We start from the raw sequence: 17,962 nt of genomic DNA, 5'->3' as shown, positions 1-17,962 counted from the left end.
GGAGCATCGACGATAGCTTGTGCTCCGACGTGCCGGGGATGTGGTGCGCTGCGATCTTCATACCGCCGCCTCCGAAACATCGATCGCGAAGACCGCGACCGGATCTGCGCCGAAGTGCTCATGCTGGATGGTCCGCCGGTCGAAGCCGCGCCACACCCGCGTTAGACGGGTCTCGCCCTCCACACCGCCACCCTTCGGATAGCCGCGCGTCATCACCACATGGCGATAGGTCCGGCCATCGAGCCGCTTGGTCCACCGCTCGTCCTGCGAGCGGAACTCATGAGACTTCGTGCCGGCGGCGATCTGGTCGAAGTAGATGCCCTTCACGGGGATGATGAGGTCGCGAAAAGTGGTCAGCAAATGGTCAGCGGATGCCCATATGTTCGACATTGATTCACGCTCCGTTCTACGGCAAGGGAACGGAAATCGTGGATTTTAGGTGGCGAACTCTCGTTTACACCGAGAGGGTCGGCGGTTCGAGCCCGTCATCGCCCACCATTCCCAAACCTGCGGAATCCAGCCCCTTCGCCATCTTCCGGCGGGCCGGAATCCGTGGTTTGCCATCGGTGACGGTCCGTCAATGGCCAGCCGACTGCGCCGCCATTCCCCCCATTACGAATGTGAAATCCGGTCGGCGAAAGCCGCATCACGATTGCATTCCGAGGCGCGTTGGTGTCCGCTGGCAATCTCCACTGGGCATGGATGGTGCGATGACATTTCTCGAACGGACCGCGCGGGCTTTGGCGGCATCTCTGGATGGCCGCGAATGGGAGGCGTTGGACGCCTCGCGTCAAAGGCAGTTCAACACGGCCGCACGCGCCGTGCTTGAAACGCTGCATGAACCCGACGAATTCATGATGGAAGCGGGTGCCGAGATCGTTCGCCATGTCGGGCCGGACGAATCGGACGCGGCCTATCGCAACGATGCGGCCAATATCTGGCGCCTCATGGCTTCCGCCACGCTGGCCCAAAACGGGCACGCCTGAAGCATCGCGAAACGGTGAGAAGTCGCGAGAACCGGGAACTCAGAACGTCGGCAACGTCGGGCCCCTCACCCCAAACTGCCCGTCATCCCCGCGTAGGCGGGGATCCCGCTTGTTCTTTGTGGGGTCACGCACCTCGCAAAGAGACCGCATGCCCCAAAAAAAGCGGGTCCCCCGCATTCGCGGGGGCGACGGCACACTTGGCGATTCAAGTGTGCCGCCAGTTCCCTTGCGGTTGACCTGATGGCTCAGGCGGCGTTCCAGCCGACCACCGACTTCACTTCGAGATATTCGGCGAAGCCATGTTCGCCCCACTCGCGGCCGTTGCCGGAGCGCTTGTAGCCACCGAACGGTGCGTGGAAGTCGAAACCGCCGTTGACCCAGATCGCGCCGGTGCGCATCCGGCGGGAAACGGCGCGGGCGGTGTCGAGGTCTTCGCCCGAGACATAGCCGCCAAGGCCGAAGTTGGAATCGTTGGCGATGGCGACGGCGTGGTCCACATCGTCGTAGCCGATGATGACGAGGACGGGGCCGAAGATTTCCTCCCGCGCGATCACCATGTCGTTGGTGCCGACGAAGACGGTGGGCTTGACGTAGTAGCCCTTGTCCAGCCCTTCGGGCTTGCCCGGGCCGCCGGCGATGAGCTTGGCGCCTTCCTCGATGCCCTTCTCGATATAGCCCTGAATGATCTCGTACTGGCTCTTCGAGACGACCGGGCCCATCGCGAAGTTGCCCTTGGGATCGCCCACGGTCACGCCGTTCGCGGCCTCGGTGGCGGCGGCGATGGCGTCGTCCATGCGCGCGTTGGGCACCAGCAGGCGCGAACCGGCCGAGCAGGTCTGGCCGGAATTGCCCATCATGCCCCCGGTGGCGGCGGCGACGTTAGCGGCGAGCGAGGCGTCGTCGAGCACGATCCATGCCGACTTGCCGCCGAGTTCGAGACCCACGCGCTTGACCGTATCGGCGGCGTCCTTCTGAATCTGAACGCCCACCGGCTCCGACCCGGTGAAGGAGATCATGTCCACGTCCTCATGCGTGGAGAGCGCGGTGCCGATCTCGCTGCCCTTGCCCTGCACCATGTTGAACACGCCCGCCGGAACGCCCGCGTCATGCAGGATTTCGGCCAGGATCTGGGCCGAATACGGCGCCAGTTGCGGCGGCTTGAGGATCATCGTGCAACCGGCGGCGAGGGCCGGGAAGATCTTCACGCACGTCTGGTTCATCGGCCAGTTCCACGGCGTGATCATGCCGCAGACGCCGATGGGCTCCTTGCGGATCAGGGTGACGCCGCGCTGTTCCTCGAACTTGAATTCCTTCAGGACCTCGATCGCGGTGGAGAGATGTCCCTTGCCGAGCAGCGTGTGGAACCCGCAGGCGAGCGACATCGGCGCGCCCATTTCCTCGCTGACGGCCTCGCCCAGCTCGGCTTCGCGCTTCAGGTATTCGGCCAGGATCGCTTCGAGCAGATCGAGGCGTTCCTTGGCGCTGGTCTCGCCGAACGTGGCGAAGGCGCGGCGGGCGGCGGCGACGGCTTTGTCGACATCGGCGGCGGTGCCGAGCGAGATCGTGCCGGAAACTTCCTCGGTCGCCGGATTGACGACTTGTGCGGTGCGCGGCGCGATGGGATCGACCCACTGCCCGTCGATATAGAACTGGGTGTAATTGCGCATCGTTCTCTCCCGTTCCTAAAGCAAAACCGCCCCACACTCGGATCGAGAGGGAGCGATTTCGCTTCAGGTCTGCATTGGTTTTCCGGTGTCCGGCTTACTGGGTGCCCTCAGCGTACCAGGTGCGGAATTCCGAGTAGTTCGGCATTTCTTCCGAGTTCGCGGCCGGGTCGATCGGCACGTGGATCACGGTGCAGCCGCCACGCTCGTAAGCGCGCTTGATGGCCGGGCCGATATCCGCCGCCTTCTCGACATATTCGCCCGCCGCGCCGAAGCCTTCGGCGATCTTGTCAAAGCGGACCTTGTCGGACCAGTGCACGCCGGTTTCCTTGGTGCCCTTGCCGAAGGTGCGCTTGTAGACGCCCACTTCGAGACCCCACTGGAAGTCGACGCCAACCACGATCACCAGCGGCAGGTTCTTGCGCACGGCGACTTCGAGTTCGCCGACGTGGAACAGGAACGACGAGTCCGAGGTGAGCAGCATGCCCGGACGGACCTTGCCGGTTTCGGCCTGGTCGGCGAGCATGGCGCCGGTGGCATAGGGCAGGCCGGTGCCGATGTGGCCGTAGTTCTGGTTCCAGATCACGTCATGCGGCTTGGCCTGCGAGTAGGTCCACTGGAAGATCACCGTGGCGCCGCCGTCGCGGATCAGGATGCCATCCTTCGGGAAGGCCTTTGTCGCTTCGGTGACGAACTGGCTAGTGTGCATCTTCGCAGTCGAACCGTCGGGCTTGGACGCGGCGTCCTCGGCCAGTTCGACAAGCTGCTGGGCGTCACGCTCGATATACTCGGCCAGCGAGGGAGCAGCCTTGCGCGGCGTGTCCTTCAGCGCGCGGACGAGCTGCGGAACCACGGCGCGGACGTCACCCACCAGCGGCACGTCGATCGGACGGTTGACGCCAACGGCGGTCGGGTCCTGCTGGACGTAGATCCACTTGCGGTTGGCTTCGTTGTCCACCCAGTGGCGCCAGCGGCCATAGTGGCTCGGCTCGCCCAGTTCGGTGGCCAGCGCCACGCAGCAGTCGCTTTCGACAACGGCGTCGATCGAGGCTTCCGAGAAGCCGTAGGGGAAGGTGCGATCCTCAAGGCCTTCGATGAACGAAGTGCCGCCCGAGGTCTGGATCACCGGGCACTGCATCAGTTCGGCGAGTTCGCGAACCGCCGCGCCCGACTTCGAGGTGTGGACGCCGTGGCCGACCAGCAGCACCGGGTTCTTGGCGTTGCGGATGATCTCGGCCGCTTCGGCGATGCGATCACCGTCGGCGCCCTGGTTGGTCAGGCGGTAGCGGTGCGGCGGCAGAACCGGCGGCAGATCAAGCTCTTCGAGAATGATATGCGCGGGATATTCGATATAGGCCGGTCCCGGCGTGCCCGACATGGCGACGCGGATCGCCTCGCGGACGATTTCGTCGGTCTGGTCGGCATATTCGATCGAGCTGGAGAACTTGACCGAATCCTCGATCATCGGCTCCTGGCGGACGAACTGGATGCGGCCGCGGCGCACGCGGCGCTCGGTGATGCGGGCGCGCTGGCCGCCCATGAAGATCACCGGATCGTTCTCGACCTTGGCGCACTGGATCGCGGGCATCATGTTCGCCATGCCCGGCCCGAGCGTGCCGATGCAGAGTGCCGGCTTGCCGGTGATGCGGGCAGCGGCAGCGGCCATGTGGCCGGCAGACGCTTCGTGGTGCGGCGAAACGACGGTCCAGCCGCGCGTCTCGGCCTCAAGGAAGAGGTGGACGAAGTTGGGATCGGGAATGCCGAACAGGGTCTTGATGCCCTCGGCCTCGAACAGGTCGAGAATGCGCTTGTAAACCGGGGTGCCCTTTTGGGCCTTGGCCGGCGCTTCGGCTTGCGGCTGGTCGTCGTACATGGTGGTGCCTTTCTTCTCGATCCCAATTTTCGGTGCCGGCAGTTCTCAGGGAACCTGCCTTTCGCAGCGCCCGGCTTGAACAGGTGGTTAGCGCAAGCCTCGGGACGCTGTCAGGTGAAATCAACAGTACTGTTTACTTCGAATCGACTGCTATCGCCCCGGCGACGCTTTCGAGTTCGGACAGGACGCTTTCATTGTCCTGCCCGAGCATCGGCGCGGGGCCGCGCACTTTGCCGGGCGTGGCGGAAAACCACGTCGGTACGCCGGGGAAGCGCACCGGGCCTTGCTCGGTCTCGACCTCTTCGAAGAAGCCGATGGCGTTCAGGTGCTCGTTGTCGAACAGATCGTCGGTGGAGCGCAGGCGCGCGCAGGGAATGTGGAGCGCCTGCAAGGTATCCAGCCATTCCTGCGTGGTGCGGGTGAGGAACGTCTCGCCCAGCAAGCCGTAGACCCGGCCGATCTGGCGCGCGCGCTTTTCCAGAGTGGAGAACTCGTCAGACGCCCATTCCGGCTGCACCGATTCGATGAACGCGTTCCAGTGCTTGTCGTTGTAGACCAGCGCGGCGACATAGCCGTCCTTGGTCTTGTAGGGCCGCCGGTTGGGCTCGACCGCGCGGTGGTAGTGCGCGGGCGTGGTCGGCGGCGTGAACATCGCGCCGTTGGCGTGCTCCACCAACATGAACGAGGTCATCGCCTCGAACATGGTGACTTCGACTTCCTGCCCCTCTCCGGTACGCTCGCGGTGATAGAGCGCCATCATCGTTGCGTAGAGCGCGTGGAGGCCCGCCACCTTGTCCGCCATGATCGTGGCGACATAGCCGGGCTCGCCGTTCATCAGGCCCTGCACATGCGGAATGCCGCATTCGGCCTGGATGGTATCGTCATAGGCGGGCTTGTCGCCCTCCGGCCCGCGACGCGAATAGCCGTAGCAATTGGTGTAGACGATGTCCGGCCGGATCGCGCGTACCGCCTCGTAATCGAAGCCGAGCTTGCGGATCGCGCTGCCGCGCATCGAGTGGATGAAGACATCCGCCGTGGCGATCAGGCGGCGCAGCGATTCGCGATCCTGCTCCTGCCGCAGATCGAGCATCATACCGCGCTTGCCGCGATTCACATTGACGTAGATGCCGCCCATGCCGGGCACCGGGCCCTTGGTGATCCAGCGGGTGTTGTCGCCTTCGGGCGGCTCCACCTTGATCACCTCGGCGCCCATATCCGCCATGATTTGCGTGGCATAGGGCCCGAAGACCACGCTGGTGAGGTCCACCACGCGCAGGCCCGCCAATGGCCCCGTTCCCTTGTTTTCCTTGCTCGCGGTCAAGGCCCTCTCCTTCTTGTCATGCCATGGGTAACTCACCGCCGGAGCGAAAACCATTCGTATTTGCGTTTGGTGGGCGCATATCGGCACGATGATGGTTGTGAGCGATGGGCCGCGCTGCTACTTCGATCAGCGGGAAGACAAGAGGATTGCCATGGATTTCGCCTTTACCGACGACCAGCAGAACATCCGCGAGGCGGTTCTCAAGCACTGTTCGCAGTTCTCTGACGAGTACTGGCTGGAAAAGGATCGCAGCGGCGAATTCCCGTTCGAGTTCCACAAGTCGATGGCCGATGCCGGATGGCTCGGCGTCGCCATGCCTGAAAGCGTCGGCGGCGCGGGCCTCGGCATCACCGAAGCGGCGGTGATGATGCAGGCAGTGGCCGAAAGCGGCGGCGGCATGACGGCCGCCTCGGCGATCCACGGCCCCGTCTTCGGGCTCGAACCCGTCATCCTCTTCGGCACCGAGGAACAGCAGCAGCGCATGATCCCGCCGATCCTTTCGGGCGAGGAGAAGATGTGCTTCGCGGTTACCGAGCCGAACACCGGGCTCGACACCACCAGCCTCAAGACCCGTGCAGAGCGCGTGCCCGGCGGCTACCGCGTCACCGGCGAGAAGATCTGGATCACCAACGCCCACGTCGCCGACCGCATGCTGCTGATCGCGCGCACCACGCCGCTGGAAGAGGTCAAGAAGAAGACCGACGGCCTGACGCTCTTCTATTGCAAGCTTGACCGCGAGAAGATCGAGACGCGCCTCATCCCCAAGATGGGCCGCCACGCGGTGGGCTCGAACATGATGTTCATCACCGACTTCTTCATTCCCGAGGAAGATCGCATCGGCGAGGAGGGACAGGGCTTCCGCATCCTGCTGAAGGGTCTCAATCCCGAACGCGTGCTGCTGGGCGCCGAGGCCACCGGCCTGGGCCGCGTCGCCATCGAGCGCGCTTCGCGCTACGCCCGCGAGCGTGTGGTGTTCGGACGACCGATCGGCCAGAATCAGGGGATCCAGCACCCGCTCGCCAAGGCGTGGATGCAAGTGGAAGCGGCCAGCCTGATGGTGTTCAAGGCGGCGACCCTGTTCGACAAGGGTCTCGACTGCGGCGTCGAGGCAAACAGCGCCAAGTACCTCGCCGCCGAGGCCGGCTACGAGGCCTGCCAGACCGCGATGATGAGCATGGGCGGCATGGGCTATGCGCAGGAATACCATGTCGAGCGCTACTTCCGCGAAGTGATGATCCCGCGCATCGCCCCGGTCAGCCCGCACCAGATCATGAACTTCATCGCCGAGAGGGTTTTGGAACTGCCCAAGTCCTATTGAGGAAACGGGCTATTCAATCCTTCGTGAACCCTGCGTAATCACATCACGTCGTCCCCGCGCAGGCGGGACCCCGCTTCCTCGCGGCGGGTAAGAAGGTAGCGGGGCCCTCGCCTGCGCGGGGGCGACGAGGGAAAAGGATCCAAGACTTGCCGTTCCAGCACGAACCGATCGCCGCCCGCTCCTGGCTCTTCGCGCCGGGCGACAGCGAAAAGAAGATGACCAAGGCGATGGAGGGTGAGGCCGATATCGTCCTCATCGACCTCGAAGACGCCGTCGCACCGGACTCCAAGGCCGCCGCGCGTCCGATGGTGCATGACTTCATCAAGGCCAACCCCGAGCAGCGCGGCCGCCTGTGGGTCCGGATCAACCCGCTCGACGGGCCGCATACGCTGGACGATCTCGTGGCGGTGATGCCCGCGCGTCCCGGTGGGATCATGCTGCCCAAGGTCTATGGCCGGCAGGACGTGGAGACGCTGGACCGCTATCTCGAAGCGCTGGAAGTGGCCAACGGCATCGAACAGGGATCGACCCCGGTGATCGTGCTGATCACCGAAACGGCCGAGGCAATGTTCCACACCGGCAACTACAAGGGCGCGCCGCGCGTGGTGGCGCTGACCTGGGGCGCGGAAGACTTGGCCGATTCCATCGGCGCATCGTCCAACCGCAATGCGGACGGATCGTACTCCTTCACGTACGAACTGGCGCGCAGCCTGACCGTGCTGGGCGCGGCGACCGCTGGCGTCACCGCGATCGAGACGATCAGCGCCGACTTCAAGGATCTGGAAGCGCTCAAGGCCCGCGCCGAGAAGGTCCGCCGCGACGGCTATCGCGGGATGATGGCGATCCACCCGGCGCAGGTGCCGGTGATCAACGAGGCCTTCACGCCGACCGAGGCGGAGATCGCCGAGGCGCAGGAAATCGTCGACATCTTCGCCGCCAATCCGGGCGTCGGCGCCATCGGCTGGAAGGGCGGCATGCTTGACCGCCCCTACCTCGCCCGCGCCGAACGGCTGCTGCGGCAGGCGGGGAAGCTGTGAGCACGCAATGAACCTCATACGCCCAACTCCGCTCGCCCTGAGCCTGTCGAAGGGCGCTGGCGCTGCGCTGCGAACCATCCTTCGACAAGCTCAGGATGAGCGGAGTGGGGTTGGAGAGGTAGTGTCATGACCCTCAAACTCACCCCCGAAACGCTCGACCTTTCGCGGTTCCTGAAACCGGGCGACCGCATCGTGTTCGGCCAGGCCTGCGGCGAGCCGACCACGCTGGTCGAAGCGCTGATCGAACAGGGCGAGGCTGTCGGCGGCCTCCACGCCTTCATCGCCACCAGCTTCTCCGGCCTGTTCACGCCCGACAGCGCGCGCGCCTTCCGCCTCTCCAGCATGGGCGCGATCGGCGCACTGCGGAGCATGACCAAGGCGAATGCGCTGGACGTGATCCCCGTCCACGTCAGCCAGGTCGCCTGCCTGATCGAGGCCGGGATCATGCCCTGCGACGTCGCGATGATTCAGGTCAGCCCGGCGGATGCGCAGGGTAATCACAGCTGCGGCCTGATCTCCGACTACGTGCGCGCGGCGGTGGACAAGGCGCGCTTCGTGATCGCCGAAGTCAACGAGCAGGTGCCCTACGTTCCGGGCGAGACGATCCCCGGTGACCTGATCGACGTGGCCGTCCACGTCAGCCGCGCGCCCGTGGAAGTGGCCCCCGCGAAGATCGGCCCCACCGACGAAGCCATCGCCCGCCATTGTGCCGAATTCATCGGCGACGGCGCGGTGCTGCAGACCGGCGTCGGCGCGGTGCCCGACGCGATCCTGCGCCTGCTGCACGACCGCCGCGACCTTGGCGTCCATTCGGGCATGCTGGGCGACGGACTGGTCGACCTTGCCGAAGCCGGCGTGCTGACCAATGCCCGCAAGGAAATCGACAAGGGTATCTCGATCAACGGCGCCCTGATCGGCACGCGGCGGCTCTATGACTGGGCCGCGAACAACCCCGCGATCCGCATGACGCCCACCAGCTACACCCACGATGCGGGGACGCTGTCGCGGCTCTCGCGCCTCGTCACGATCAATTCGGCGCTGGAAGTGGACCTCACCGGACAGGTCAATGCCGAGCAATCCGGCGCGAGCTATCTCGGCGGCACCGGCGGGCAAGTGGACTTCGTGCGCGCCGGCGCGCGCTCGCCGGGCGGTGCCTCGCTGATGGTGCTGGCCTCCACCGCCAAGGGCGGCACGGTTAGCAAGATCGTCACCGCCCTCTCCGGGCCGGTCACCTCTGCGCGGACCGAAGTGGACGTGATCGTCACCGAATACGGCGCTGCGCAGCTCAAGGGCCAGACCCTGGCCGAACGCGCTAAACGGCTCGTCGCCATCGCCCATCCCGACTTCCGCGAGGCGCTCGACCGCGAGGCATTCGAGATCGCGCGGCGAGGCTTCTGACGGTGGGCCCGCTCCTCCACAACGATTTCGCGCGGAGGCGCGGAGAGGCGGAGAAGCTGACCCGCGCCGAAGACTCATTCACTGAAACGCCAGCGTACAATGCAAGGTTCGGAAGCGGGATAGTGCCTACGGCACCCCACGTTTTCTCCGCGTCTCCGCGCCTCCGCGCGAAACCCCTTGTCTTCCAATCCCAAGAAAGCCTGAAGCGATGACCCAAGCCGTTATTTACGACGCACATGAAGACGGCATCGCGGTCATCACCATCAACCGCCCCGAACAGCGCAATTGCCTCAGCCGCGAAGTGCGCGAAGGACTGCGCGAGGCGTGGGCGACGTTCGAAGCCGACGCCTCGGCCCGCATCGCCATTCTCACCGGCAGCGGCGACAAAGCCTTCTGCGCGGGCGGCGATCTCAAGGAAATGGTCGAAACCGGCATGGCCGTGCCGCCGCGCGATCTCTACGCGCTGCCTTACGACACCATCGAACTGACCAAGCCGACCATCGCCGCCGTCAACGGCCACGCCTTCGCCGGCGGCTGGATGATCGCGCAGGCCTGCGACCTCTGCGTCGCCAGCACCAATGCCAAGTTCGCGATTACCGAGGTGAAGGTCGGGCGCGGCAGCCCCTGGGCCTCGCCGCTGATCCACATGATCCCGCAGCGGATCATGATGGAGATCATGCTGACCGGAAAGCCGATCACCGCCCAGCGCGCTTACGAGATCGGCCTCGTCAACCGCCTGGCCGAGCCCGGCGCGGTGCTGGACGCGGCCATCGAACTGGCGCTGGAAGTGCTGGAAGGCGCGCCGCTGTCGGTAAAGGCCGCGCGCGAGACGGTGATGCTGTCGACCGAAATGGGCCGCTCCGCCGCGCTACAAGCCGCGCGTGCCGCGCACGAACACACCTACAACAGCGAGGACGCTCAGGAAGGCCCGCGTGCTTTCGCGGAAAAGCGCAAGCCGGTGTGGTCGGGTAAGTAATCGGGCGAAGAAGCGCGCTAACCCCGGCTCGCCCAAAATCACTCCGTCGCCCCCGCGAAGGCGGGGGCCCGCTTCCTTCTCGCCGCGCCCGCAAAGAACAAGCGGGATCCCCGCCTTCGCGGGGATGACGAGGGTTGTTTTGCGAAGGAGGCTCTGAAGCGAGGACCAGCCGTGAGCCCTCAAAGCTTCGGCAGCGTCACCCCGCGCTGGCCCATGTACTTGCCCGCACGGTCGGCATAGCTGGTCTCGCAAGGCTCATTGCCCTTGAGGAACAGGAACTGGCACGCGCCTTCGTTGGCATAGATCTTGGCCGGCAGCGGCGTGGTGTTGGAGAACTCCAGCGTCACATGCCCTTCCCAGCCCGGTTCGAGCGGCGTGACGTTCACGATGATGCCGCAGCGCGCATACGTGCTCTTGCCAAGGCAGATCACCAGCACATCACGCGGCACGCGGAAATATTCGACCGTGCGCGCCAGCGCGAAGGAATTGGGCGGAATCACGCAGACATCGGTGTGCCGGTCCACGAAGGAATTGCTGTCGAAATCCTTCGGATCCACCACCGCCGAATCGACATTGGTGAAGATCTTGAACTCCGGCGCGACGCGGGCGTCGTAGCCGTAGGACGAGAGGCCGTAAGAGATGCACCCGTCGCGCCGCTGGGCCTCGACGAAGGGCTCGATCATTCCGTGTTCGAGCGCCTGCTCGCGGATCCACTTGTCGCTCAGGATAGACATGCCGCAGTCATTCCCGATGGCGCGGGGTGGGGCAATAGCCCCGGCGGGTTTGTCCACGGAGCCCTCCATCCGCGCCAATAAAGCACCGCCGCCAGCTTGCGCGGATTTAACTTCGTACCCGCCTCATGACCGGACATTATCCAGCCTTTCCAGCGAGTCAGCCAAGGTGCGTCCGCAATGATTCTCGAATCGTTATGCCTGTTCGCCCTGCTGACTCTGGCCACCGCGCCGCGAACCAGTCTACGTGGGCGGATCTGGCATGACGGACTGGTGATCCCCCTCGCCCGGCGCCTGTCGCGGGTAACGCGCGGGCACGTGCTGCTGGTGCTGACGCTTGCCGGGTTCGTCGGCCTGGTGTCCTGGCTGCTCGGCGGCGAGGGTCTGCACCTCTCGTCGATGGCGCTGCCGGAATTGACCTCCTGGGCGATGACGTTCGAGATATCGACGCTGATCGATGCGATAACCGCCGTTGCGCTCGTGGCGGCAAGCGTGCGGATCAAGGCCCTCGGCACGTTCCTTTCCGCCCTCCTGCGCGCGCCCCGGCGCCACACCCGCAAACGCGTGGCCGGAACGCGCAGGCGTCCACGTACCCGGCCATCGTCCTCCAACGACGATGACCCGCATCCCGCCCTGCTGGCCGCATGAGCCGCTTTATCCAAGCTTAATACTAACCTGATAGGCCCGCGGCATGACCAAGCCTGCCCCTGTTTCTCCGGCCCGCATCCTCCTTGTCTTCGGCACCCGGCCAGAGGCGATCAAGCTCTTCCCGCTGGTCCATGCGCTGAAAGCCGATCCGCGTTTCGAATGCGTGGTCTGCGTTTCCGCGCAGCACCGCCAGATGCTCGATCAGGTGCTGGAGATTGCCGGAATCGTGCCGGATCACGATCTGGACGTGATGCGGCCCGACCAGACGCTGGATGCACTGACCGCCAACCTGCTGACCGGGCTCGGCAAAGTCATGAACGAAGTCAGGCCCGACCGGGTGATCGTGCAGGGAGACACGGCCACGGCCATGGCCGGCGCGCTTGCCGCCTATTACCGCAAACTGCCGGTCGATCACGTCGAGGCGGGGCTGCGGTCGGGCAATATCCATCACCCCTGGCCCGAGGAAGTGAACCGCAAGATCATCGGCGGCATGGCCAGCCTCCACTTCGCGCCGACCGGCACCAGCGAGGCCGCACTGCTGCGTGAGAACATCGCCCCGGACCGGGTCCACGTCACCGGCAACACCGTGATCGACGCGCTGCATTGGGTTACCGCTGAAATCGAGCGCCAGCCCGCGCTCGCTTCGGACCTTGCCGAGCTTGAAGCGCGCTTCGCGGGCAAGCGGATCATCGGCGTCACCAGCCACCGGCGCGAGAACTTCGGCGAGGGCATGGAGCAGATCGCCACGGCCATCCGTGAAATCGCGGCGCGGCCCGACGTGGCGGTGATCTTCCCCGTCCACCTCAACCCCAACGTGCGCAAGGTGATGAACGAGCGCCTCTCCGGGCTGGACAATGTCGCCCTGATCGAACCGCTCGACTATCCGCACTTCGCCCGTCTGATCTCCATCGCCGAGATCATGCTGACCGATTCGGGCGGCGTGCAGGAGGAAGCCCCCGCGCTGGGCAAGCCGGTTCTGGTCATGCGCGAGACCACCGAAAGGCCCGAGGGCGTGGCGGCCGGGACCGCGAAATTGGTCGGAACTTCGGCCGAGACGATCGTTACCGAAATCTCAACACTGCTCGACGATAGAGAAGCTTACGAATCCATGGCGCGTGCCCACAACCCGTTCGGGGATGGGCAGACATCGCGCCGAATCGTGGAGCTGCTTGCGAATGAAATCGGAAACCAAGCCTGACGTCTGCGTTGTCGGCCTCGGCTACATCGGCCTTCCCACCGCCGCCGTGATCGCCCGCGCCGGGTGCAAGGTACTCGGCCTCGACGTCTCGCAGGTGGTGGTCGACACCATCAACCGGGGCGAGATTCATATCGAGGAAGTCGATCTCGACGGCCTTGTGCAGGGCGTGGTTGCGCGCGGGCTGCTTTCGGCCTCGACGCAGATCGCGCCTGCAGACGTGTTCGTGATCGCGGTGCCGACGCCGTTCGACAAGGACCACGCGCCGGACATTTCCTATGTCCTTGCCGCCGGTCGCTCGGTCGCGCCGGTGCTGAAGGCGGGCGATGTGGTGATCCTCGAATCGACCTCGCCGGTCGGCACCACCGAACAGCTGCGCGACCTGATCGCCGAACTGCGGCCGGACCTGAAGATTCCCTGTAGTGATAAGGGGGGCCTCACGCGCGACACCCCCGATGTCTCGATTGCGTACTGCCCCGAACGCGTGCTGCCCGGCCGCATCCTTGAGGAACTGACCAACAACGACCGTTCGATCGGCGGCATCACCCCGCGCTGCGCGCGCAAGGCGCTGGCCTTCTACAAGCGCTTCGTGCGCGGCGAATGCGTGACCACCGACGCGCGCTCGGCCGAGATGACCAAGCTGGTCGAGAACGCCTATCGCGACGTCAACATCGCCTTTGCCAACGAACTGTCGATGGTGGCCGACCGCATGGGGCTGGACGTGTGGGAGGTGATCCGCCTCGCCAACCGCCACCCGCGCGTGAACATCCTGACGCCCGGCCCCGGCGTCGGCGGCCACTGCATCGCCGTCGACCCGTGGTTCATCGTCCACGGCGCGCCCGAGGAAACCCCGCTGATCCGCACCGCGCGCGGCGTCAACGATCACAAGATGCACCACGTGATCGCCAAGGCCGAAGCGCTGGTTGAGGCCAATCCGGAGGCGAAAGTCGCCTGCCTCGGCCTCGCCTTCAAGGCCAACATCGACGACTTCCGCGAGAGCCCGGCGCGCTTCGTTACCAGCCGCCTCGCCCGCAAGTTCGGCAGCCGGATTCACGTGGTGGAGCCCTATGCGGCGCAGCTTCCCATCGAATTCACCGATACCGGCGCGGTGCAGATCGACATCGACGATGCGTTGGAGACCTGCGAGATCCTGATCGTCCTCGTCGACCACGACGTGTTCCGCGTGGTGCCGCTGGCCGAGCGTGCGGACAAGCTGGTCTACGATACGCGCGGGATCTGGCCGGATCAGCCGCGCGTGGTGCGCGAAGAAGCCGCGAAGCTGGCTTTAGCGGGGTAACCCGCGGCCCCAGCTTCGGCCCCGGCCCGCCGCCAACTACCCCAAATCACTTCGTCGCCCCCGCGGAGGCGGGGGCCCCGCTTTTTTGGTTCACACAGAGAGGCCGAGCGGTTCTGCACCCTCTGCGTCTCCGCGTCTCTGCGTGCTTTAAAAGAACAAGCGGGATCCCCGCCTGCGCGGGGATGACGGGTTATGGTTGGGGAGGTTGATTGCCAGCGGAGGGTACCTCCACCCGAAATCAGAGCAGAACGGCCTTCACACCGTCGATCACATACTGCGCCGCCAATGCTGCCAGCAGCACGCCCAGCAGACGCGTAATCACCGCCTCCACCTTGTCGCCCAGCACCCGCATCAACGGTCCGGCAGCGGCCAACGCGGCAAAGCTCAGCACCATCACCGATACCATCGCCGCAAGGATCGCCAGCTTCTGCTCCACGCCCTGCGCGCGCGAGGTGAGCAGCATGATCGTCGCGATCGAGCCCGGTCCCGCCAGCATCGGCATCGCCATCGGGAACACCGAAACGTCATCCACCTGAGGCGTTTCCGCATTGTGGGCGATGATCTTCTCGGCCCGCTCCTCGCGGCGCTGGGTGCGCTTTTCGAAGACCATGTCGATGGCGATCATGAACAGCATGATGCCGCCGGCGATGCGGAAGGCGTTGAGTTCGATGTGCAGCGCGCCCAGCAACTGGGCGCCGAACAGCGCGAAAACCACAAGGATGGCGGTGGCGATCAGGCAGGCGCGGCCGGCCATGGAGATCGCCTGGGAGCGGTTCGCCTCGGCCGAAAGGCCGGCATAGATCGGCGCGCAGCCGGGCGGGTCGATCACGACGAAGAGCGTAACGAACGCGCTGAGGAAGAGTTCGTACATGCGGTTTACGGGGCCTTGGGCGCGGCGACGTCGCTGCGCATCACTTCGGTCATGGTGCCGTTCTTCATCAGCGAGACGACGAGCGAGCGGGACTGGTCGGCAGCGACGCGGTAGGACCATGTCAGCGTACCGTCGTCCGAACGGCCTTCCCCGGTCATGCCGGGAGGGCCCTTGGCGGGTTCGGGACGCTGCACATCGGGGCGCGGGCCTCCGCTCGGGCAATCCGCCACGGACGCCGAGAGCATGTCGCTATTCGGCAAAGGCTGCGCCAGCGTGTCGCCCTGATCGAGCACCCAGCGGTAATCGGTCTTCTTCCAGCGCTTCTGCCAGATCGTCGTGAAGTAGCCGACCGAACCGTCCGGCCGCTGCCAGGCGCCCTTGGTGACGCCCAAGGTGCCGTCGCAGCTCATCCAGACTTGCGCGGGCTGCCACTGCACGGCGGCGGGCGGGTCCTTGCGGCCACTGAGCCATTGCTGCGCGCGGACCGGCTCCGGCACGAACATCACCGCGTCTTCGGCGGCGGTTTCGCGAAAGGCGGTCCACTGCCCCTTCTCGCGCGCCATGCGGGCGAAGGCGATCTCCGCCGCGATCAGCGCGCTAGGGTTGGCAGTGCCCACGCCGGGCGCTCGATCTGGGCGACGGGCCAGCGCCGGTGTTGTCACCAATGCCAGCGCCGCCACGCCGGCGAGAGCCCGGCCGAGGCTCAAAGGGCGCCCTCGTCGAATTCCAGACCGGCGTTGCGGTGGGCGGCGACGAGGGTGTTGCGCAGCAGGACGGCGATGGTCATCGGGCCGACCCCGCCCGGAACCGGCGTGATCGCACCGGCAACTTCGGCGGCGGAGGCGAAATCGACATCGCCCACAAGTTTCGTCTTGCCTTCCTCGGCACCCGGGACGCGGTTGATGCCCACGTCGATCACGGTAGCGCCGGGCTTGAGCCAGTGGCCCTTGACCATTTCCGGACGGCCGACGGCAGCCACCACGATATCGGCGCGGCGGACCACTTCGGGCAGGTCCTTGGTGCGGCTGTGCGCGACCGTGACCGTGCAGCTTTCGGCGATCAGCAACTGCGCCATCGGCTTGCCGACGATGTTCGAGCGGCCGATCACCACGGCATCAAGGCCGGAAAGCGAGCCCAGCTTGTCCTTCAGCAGCATCACGCAGCCCAGCGGCGTGCAAGGCACGAAGCCCGGCAACCCGGTGGCAAGGCGCCCGACATTGACGACATGGAAACCGTCCACGTCCTTGTCGGGGTTGATCGTGGCGATGACCTTCTGCTCGTTCATGTGCGCAGGCAGCGGCAGTTGGACGAGGATGCCGTCGACGCGCGGGTCTTCGTTCAGTTCGCGCACCAGCGCCAGCAGGTCTTCCTCGCTGGTTTCGGCGGGCAGCTTGTGCTCGAAGCTCGCCATGCCAGCGGCCAGCGTCTGCTTGCCCTTGTTGCGGACATAGACCTGGCTGGCCGGGTCCTCGCCCACCAGCACCACGGCAAGGCCGGGCTTGCGGCCGGTGCGGGCCTCGAAGCCCACGGAGGCGGTGCCGACACGTGCGCGCAGGCCTTCGGCAAAAGCCTTGCCGTCGATGATATACGCCTGCGCCATCAGTAGTAAGCCCTTGCCAGATTGCCGAGAATGATTTGCAGGATCTTCAGGCCGATGATGAGCGCCATCGGCGAGAAGTCGATCGCGCCGGTGTTCGGCATGATCCGCCGGATCGGCCGGAGCATCGGTTCCAGGATCGCGTTGAGCGCGGTCCAGATCGCCGAAACGAACTGGTTGTGCCGGTTGACCACGTTGAACGCGAGCAGCAGGCCGAGGACGAACTGCACGATCACCACGAAGACGATGATGCTGATCAGGTAGTCGATGATCTGGTAGAGGGTGAGGAACAGCAACGCCGGCTCCTTGAATGCTTGGGGGTCATGCCTGTCCTGCCCGCGAAATGCGGACTTTCCAGCATATTCTCAGGCGCTGATAGCCGAGTAGGCCGCGCCGGGGCAAGGGCGCGTCCACCACGGTGGGACGCGGATCGACCAATACCGGTTTCGCTCCGGGCCGCGATGGGCCCGGCAGCGCGTTCTTGCAGGTCAGGGTAGCGTCGAAGTGCGCTCGATCCGCCAGTTGAGCTGTTCCTCGCTCGCCCCCGGCACGTCGTTGACGCGGCGCAGGACGATGGTGCCCCGGCGCGAGGGACGGCCGTCGGCAAAGTCGATCACCAGCGGTGCTTCGTAATAGAGCGAACCGGCGGCGCCTTCGACGTCGCCCTTGCCCACAGCGATCTTCGGGCTGGCATCGCCGCCGAATTCCTTGGCGAGCTTCTCCGGCGTCATCTGCGCATCCAGGCTCCAGGCGCGGGCGGCAGAAGCCCAGTCACCGGCGCGCAGGGCATTGGTGTAGAAGCGCAGCAGACGCTCGGGATCGCGGCGCTCGTTCAGCGCATCCGCGTCGAGCTTGATCGCGGGGCTGCCCGCGGCCGCGGCCGTGGCATCGTCACCGGGCGTGTCCTCGACGACGGCGGCCTCGCTCGTATCCAGACTTGCCCCCCCGCTCGGTTCGGCGGCCGGCTGCTGGTTGCAGGCTGCAAGCAGGAGCATGAAGGCCGGAACGGCACTGGTGAGAACGAATCTGGTACGCATCTTGATAGAATGG

General features: G+C 65.5%; 18 protein-coding genes. 8 read left to right on the top strand and 10 right to left on the bottom strand.

Annotated elements, in window-relative coordinates; all coding sequences use genetic code 11:
• Positions 1–57: 57 nt before the first annotated feature.
• Entirely contained in the window at positions 58–390 is a 333-nt protein-coding gene (locus EDF56_RS18545; RefSeq protein WP_132390187.1) for an ASCH domain-containing protein, read from the bottom strand.
• Positions 391–710: 320 nt separating this feature from the next.
• Between EDF56_RS18545 and EDF56_RS18535 the strand changes: the two genes are divergently transcribed.
• Complete coding sequence (locus tag EDF56_RS18535; protein ID WP_132390184.1) at positions 711–986, top strand: hypothetical protein; 276 nt, start codon at positions 711–713, stop codon at positions 984–986.
• A gap of 245 nt (positions 987–1,231) precedes the next feature.
• On the opposite strand, the gene EDF56_RS18530 is transcribed toward EDF56_RS18535, so the two are convergent.
• From EDF56_RS18530 to EDF56_RS18520, 3 genes are all read right to left on the bottom strand, one after another.
• The gene (locus EDF56_RS18530; protein WP_132390181.1) at positions 1,232–2,653 is read right to left on the bottom strand and encodes an aldehyde dehydrogenase family protein; all 1,422 of its coding nucleotides are present in this window, start codon (positions 2,651–2,653) and stop codon (positions 1,232–1,234) included.
• Between the two features lie 94 nt (positions 2,654–2,747).
• Positions 2,748–4,523: a thiamine pyrophosphate-binding protein gene (locus EDF56_RS18525; RefSeq protein WP_132390179.1), complete on the bottom strand. Its 1,776-nt coding sequence runs from the start codon at positions 4,521–4,523 to the stop codon at positions 2,748–2,750.
• Positions 4,524–4,656: 133 nt separating this feature from the next.
• Positions 4,657–5,844 (bottom strand): CoA transferase, encoded by a 1,188-nt coding sequence (locus tag EDF56_RS18520; protein WP_243652685.1) that lies wholly within the window; start codon positions 5,842–5,844, stop codon positions 4,657–4,659.
• Between the two features lie 151 nt (positions 5,845–5,995).
• On the opposite strand from EDF56_RS18520, the gene EDF56_RS18515 reads away from it, so the two are divergent.
• The 4 genes from EDF56_RS18515 (at position 5,996) to EDF56_RS18500 (ending at position 10,573) form a co-directional block, all read left to right on the top strand.
• Complete coding sequence (locus EDF56_RS18515; RefSeq protein WP_132390610.1) at positions 5,996–7,162, top strand: acyl-CoA dehydrogenase family protein; 1,167 nt, start codon at positions 5,996–5,998, stop codon at positions 7,160–7,162.
• A gap of 146 nt (positions 7,163–7,308) precedes the next feature.
• Positions 7,309–8,199: a CoA ester lyase gene (locus EDF56_RS18510; protein ID WP_132390175.1), complete on the top strand. Its 891-nt coding sequence runs from the start codon at positions 7,309–7,311 to the stop codon at positions 8,197–8,199.
• A gap of 126 nt (positions 8,200–8,325) precedes the next feature.
• Positions 8,326–9,597, top strand: a complete 1,272-nt coding sequence (locus tag EDF56_RS18505; RefSeq protein WP_132390172.1) for an acetyl-CoA hydrolase/transferase C-terminal domain-containing protein — start codon at positions 8,326–8,328, stop codon at positions 9,595–9,597.
• 208 nt (positions 9,598–9,805) lie between these two features.
• Positions 9,806–10,573 carry an enoyl-CoA hydratase-related protein gene (locus tag EDF56_RS18500; protein WP_132390170.1) on the top strand — a complete coding sequence of 256 codons (768 nt, stop codon included), beginning with the start codon at positions 9,806–9,808 and terminating at the stop codon, positions 10,571–10,573.
• A 179-nt stretch (positions 10,574–10,752) separates the two neighbouring features.
• On the opposite strand, the gene dcd is transcribed toward EDF56_RS18500, so the two are convergent.
• On the bottom strand, positions 10,753–11,307 hold the full coding sequence (gene dcd, locus EDF56_RS18495) for a dCTP deaminase (RefSeq protein WP_132390167.1): 555 nt from the start codon (positions 11,305–11,307) through the stop codon (positions 10,753–10,755).
• 177 nt (positions 11,308–11,484) lie between these two features.
• On the opposite strand from dcd, the gene EDF56_RS18490 reads away from it, so the two are divergent.
• Genes EDF56_RS18490 through wecC form a run of 3 tightly spaced genes read left to right on the top strand, consistent with a single transcriptional unit; the run spans position 11,485 to position 14,444 of the window.
• Complete coding sequence (locus tag EDF56_RS18490) at positions 11,485–11,952, top strand: hypothetical protein (protein WP_132390164.1); 468 nt, start codon at positions 11,485–11,487, stop codon at positions 11,950–11,952.
• A gap of 43 nt (positions 11,953–11,995) precedes the next feature.
• Entirely contained in the window at positions 11,996–13,150 is a 1,155-nt protein-coding gene (gene wecB / locus EDF56_RS18485) for a UDP-N-acetylglucosamine 2-epimerase (non-hydrolyzing) (protein ID WP_132390161.1), read from the top strand.
• The gene (wecC, locus tag EDF56_RS18480) at positions 13,128–14,444 is read left to right on the top strand and encodes a UDP-N-acetyl-D-mannosamine dehydrogenase (protein WP_132390158.1); all 1,317 of its coding nucleotides are present in this window, start codon (positions 13,128–13,130) and stop codon (positions 14,442–14,444) included. The genes wecB and wecC overlap by 23 nt, the downstream gene beginning before the upstream one ends.
• A 238-nt stretch (positions 14,445–14,682) precedes the next feature.
• On the opposite strand, the gene EDF56_RS18475 is transcribed toward wecC, so the two are convergent.
• From EDF56_RS18475 to EDF56_RS18455, 5 genes are all read right to left on the bottom strand, one after another.
• The gene (locus tag EDF56_RS18475) at positions 14,683–15,315 is read right to left on the bottom strand and encodes a MarC family protein (protein ID WP_132390155.1); all 633 of its coding nucleotides are present in this window, start codon (positions 15,313–15,315) and stop codon (positions 14,683–14,685) included.
• A gap of 5 nt (positions 15,316–15,320) precedes the next feature.
• Positions 15,321–16,022: a hypothetical protein gene (locus EDF56_RS18470; RefSeq protein WP_132390153.1), complete on the bottom strand. Its 702-nt coding sequence runs from the start codon at positions 16,020–16,022 to the stop codon at positions 15,321–15,323.
• Entirely contained in the window at positions 16,019–16,915 is an 897-nt protein-coding gene (gene folD, locus EDF56_RS18465) for a bifunctional methylenetetrahydrofolate dehydrogenase/methenyltetrahydrofolate cyclohydrolase FolD (protein WP_132390150.1), read from the bottom strand. Before folD ends, EDF56_RS18470 begins: the two co-directional genes overlap by 4 nt.
• Positions 16,915–17,208 carry a YggT family protein gene (locus tag EDF56_RS18460; RefSeq protein ID WP_132390148.1) on the bottom strand — a complete coding sequence of 98 codons (294 nt, stop codon included), beginning with the start codon at positions 17,206–17,208 and terminating at the stop codon, positions 16,915–16,917. The genes folD and EDF56_RS18460 overlap by 1 nt, the downstream gene beginning before the upstream one ends.
• A 192-nt stretch (positions 17,209–17,400) precedes the next feature.
• Positions 17,401–17,949 (bottom strand): hypothetical protein, encoded by a 549-nt coding sequence (locus EDF56_RS18455; RefSeq protein WP_132390146.1) that lies wholly within the window; start codon positions 17,947–17,949, stop codon positions 17,401–17,403.
• Positions 17,950–17,962: the final 13 nt, after the last annotated feature.

This window comes from Novosphingobium sp. PhB165 (genome assembly GCF_004341845.1).
In the GTDB taxonomy this organism is placed as follows: domain Bacteria; phylum Pseudomonadota; class Alphaproteobacteria; order Sphingomonadales; family Sphingomonadaceae; genus Novosphingobium.
This window is presented reverse-complemented; position numbering and strand designations above follow the sequence as displayed.

Excerpts from the sequence above, each read along its gene's own strand:
- EDF56_RS18545 (WP_132390187.1), bottom strand. The coding sequence starts at position 390 with ATGTCGAACATATGGGCATCCGCTGACCATTTGCTGACCACTTTTCGC.
- EDF56_RS18535 (WP_132390184.1), top strand. The coding sequence starts at position 711 with ATGACATTTCTCGAACGGACCGCGCGGGCTTTGGCGGCATCTCTGGAT.
- EDF56_RS18530 (WP_132390181.1), bottom strand. The coding sequence starts at position 2,653 with ATGCGCAATTACACCCAGTTCTATATCGACGGGCAGTGGGTCGATCCC.
- EDF56_RS18525 (WP_132390179.1), bottom strand. The coding sequence starts at position 4,523 with ATGTACGACGACCAGCCGCAAGCCGAAGCGCCGGCCAAGGCCCAAAAG.
- EDF56_RS18515 (WP_132390610.1), top strand. The coding sequence starts at position 5,996 with ATGGATTTCGCCTTTACCGACGACCAGCAGAACATCCGCGAGGCGGTT.
- EDF56_RS18505 (WP_132390172.1), top strand. The coding sequence starts at position 8,326 with ATGACCCTCAAACTCACCCCCGAAACGCTCGACCTTTCGCGGTTCCTG.
- EDF56_RS18500 (WP_132390170.1), top strand. The coding sequence starts at position 9,806 with ATGACCCAAGCCGTTATTTACGACGCACATGAAGACGGCATCGCGGTC.
- dcd (WP_132390167.1), bottom strand. The coding sequence starts at position 11,307 with ATGTCTATCCTGAGCGACAAGTGGATCCGCGAGCAGGCGCTCGAACAC.
- EDF56_RS18490 (WP_132390164.1), top strand. The coding sequence starts at position 11,485 with ATGATTCTCGAATCGTTATGCCTGTTCGCCCTGCTGACTCTGGCCACC.
- wecB (WP_132390161.1), top strand. The coding sequence starts at position 11,996 with ATGACCAAGCCTGCCCCTGTTTCTCCGGCCCGCATCCTCCTTGTCTTC.
- wecC (WP_132390158.1), top strand. The coding sequence starts at position 13,128 with ATGAAATCGGAAACCAAGCCTGACGTCTGCGTTGTCGGCCTCGGCTAC.
- EDF56_RS18475 (WP_132390155.1), bottom strand. The coding sequence starts at position 15,315 with ATGTACGAACTCTTCCTCAGCGCGTTCGTTACGCTCTTCGTCGTGATC.
- folD (WP_132390150.1), bottom strand. The coding sequence starts at position 16,915 with ATGGCGCAGGCGTATATCATCGACGGCAAGGCTTTTGCCGAAGGCCTG.
- EDF56_RS18455 (WP_132390146.1), bottom strand. The coding sequence starts at position 17,949 with ATGCGTACCAGATTCGTTCTCACCAGTGCCGTTCCGGCCTTCATGCTC.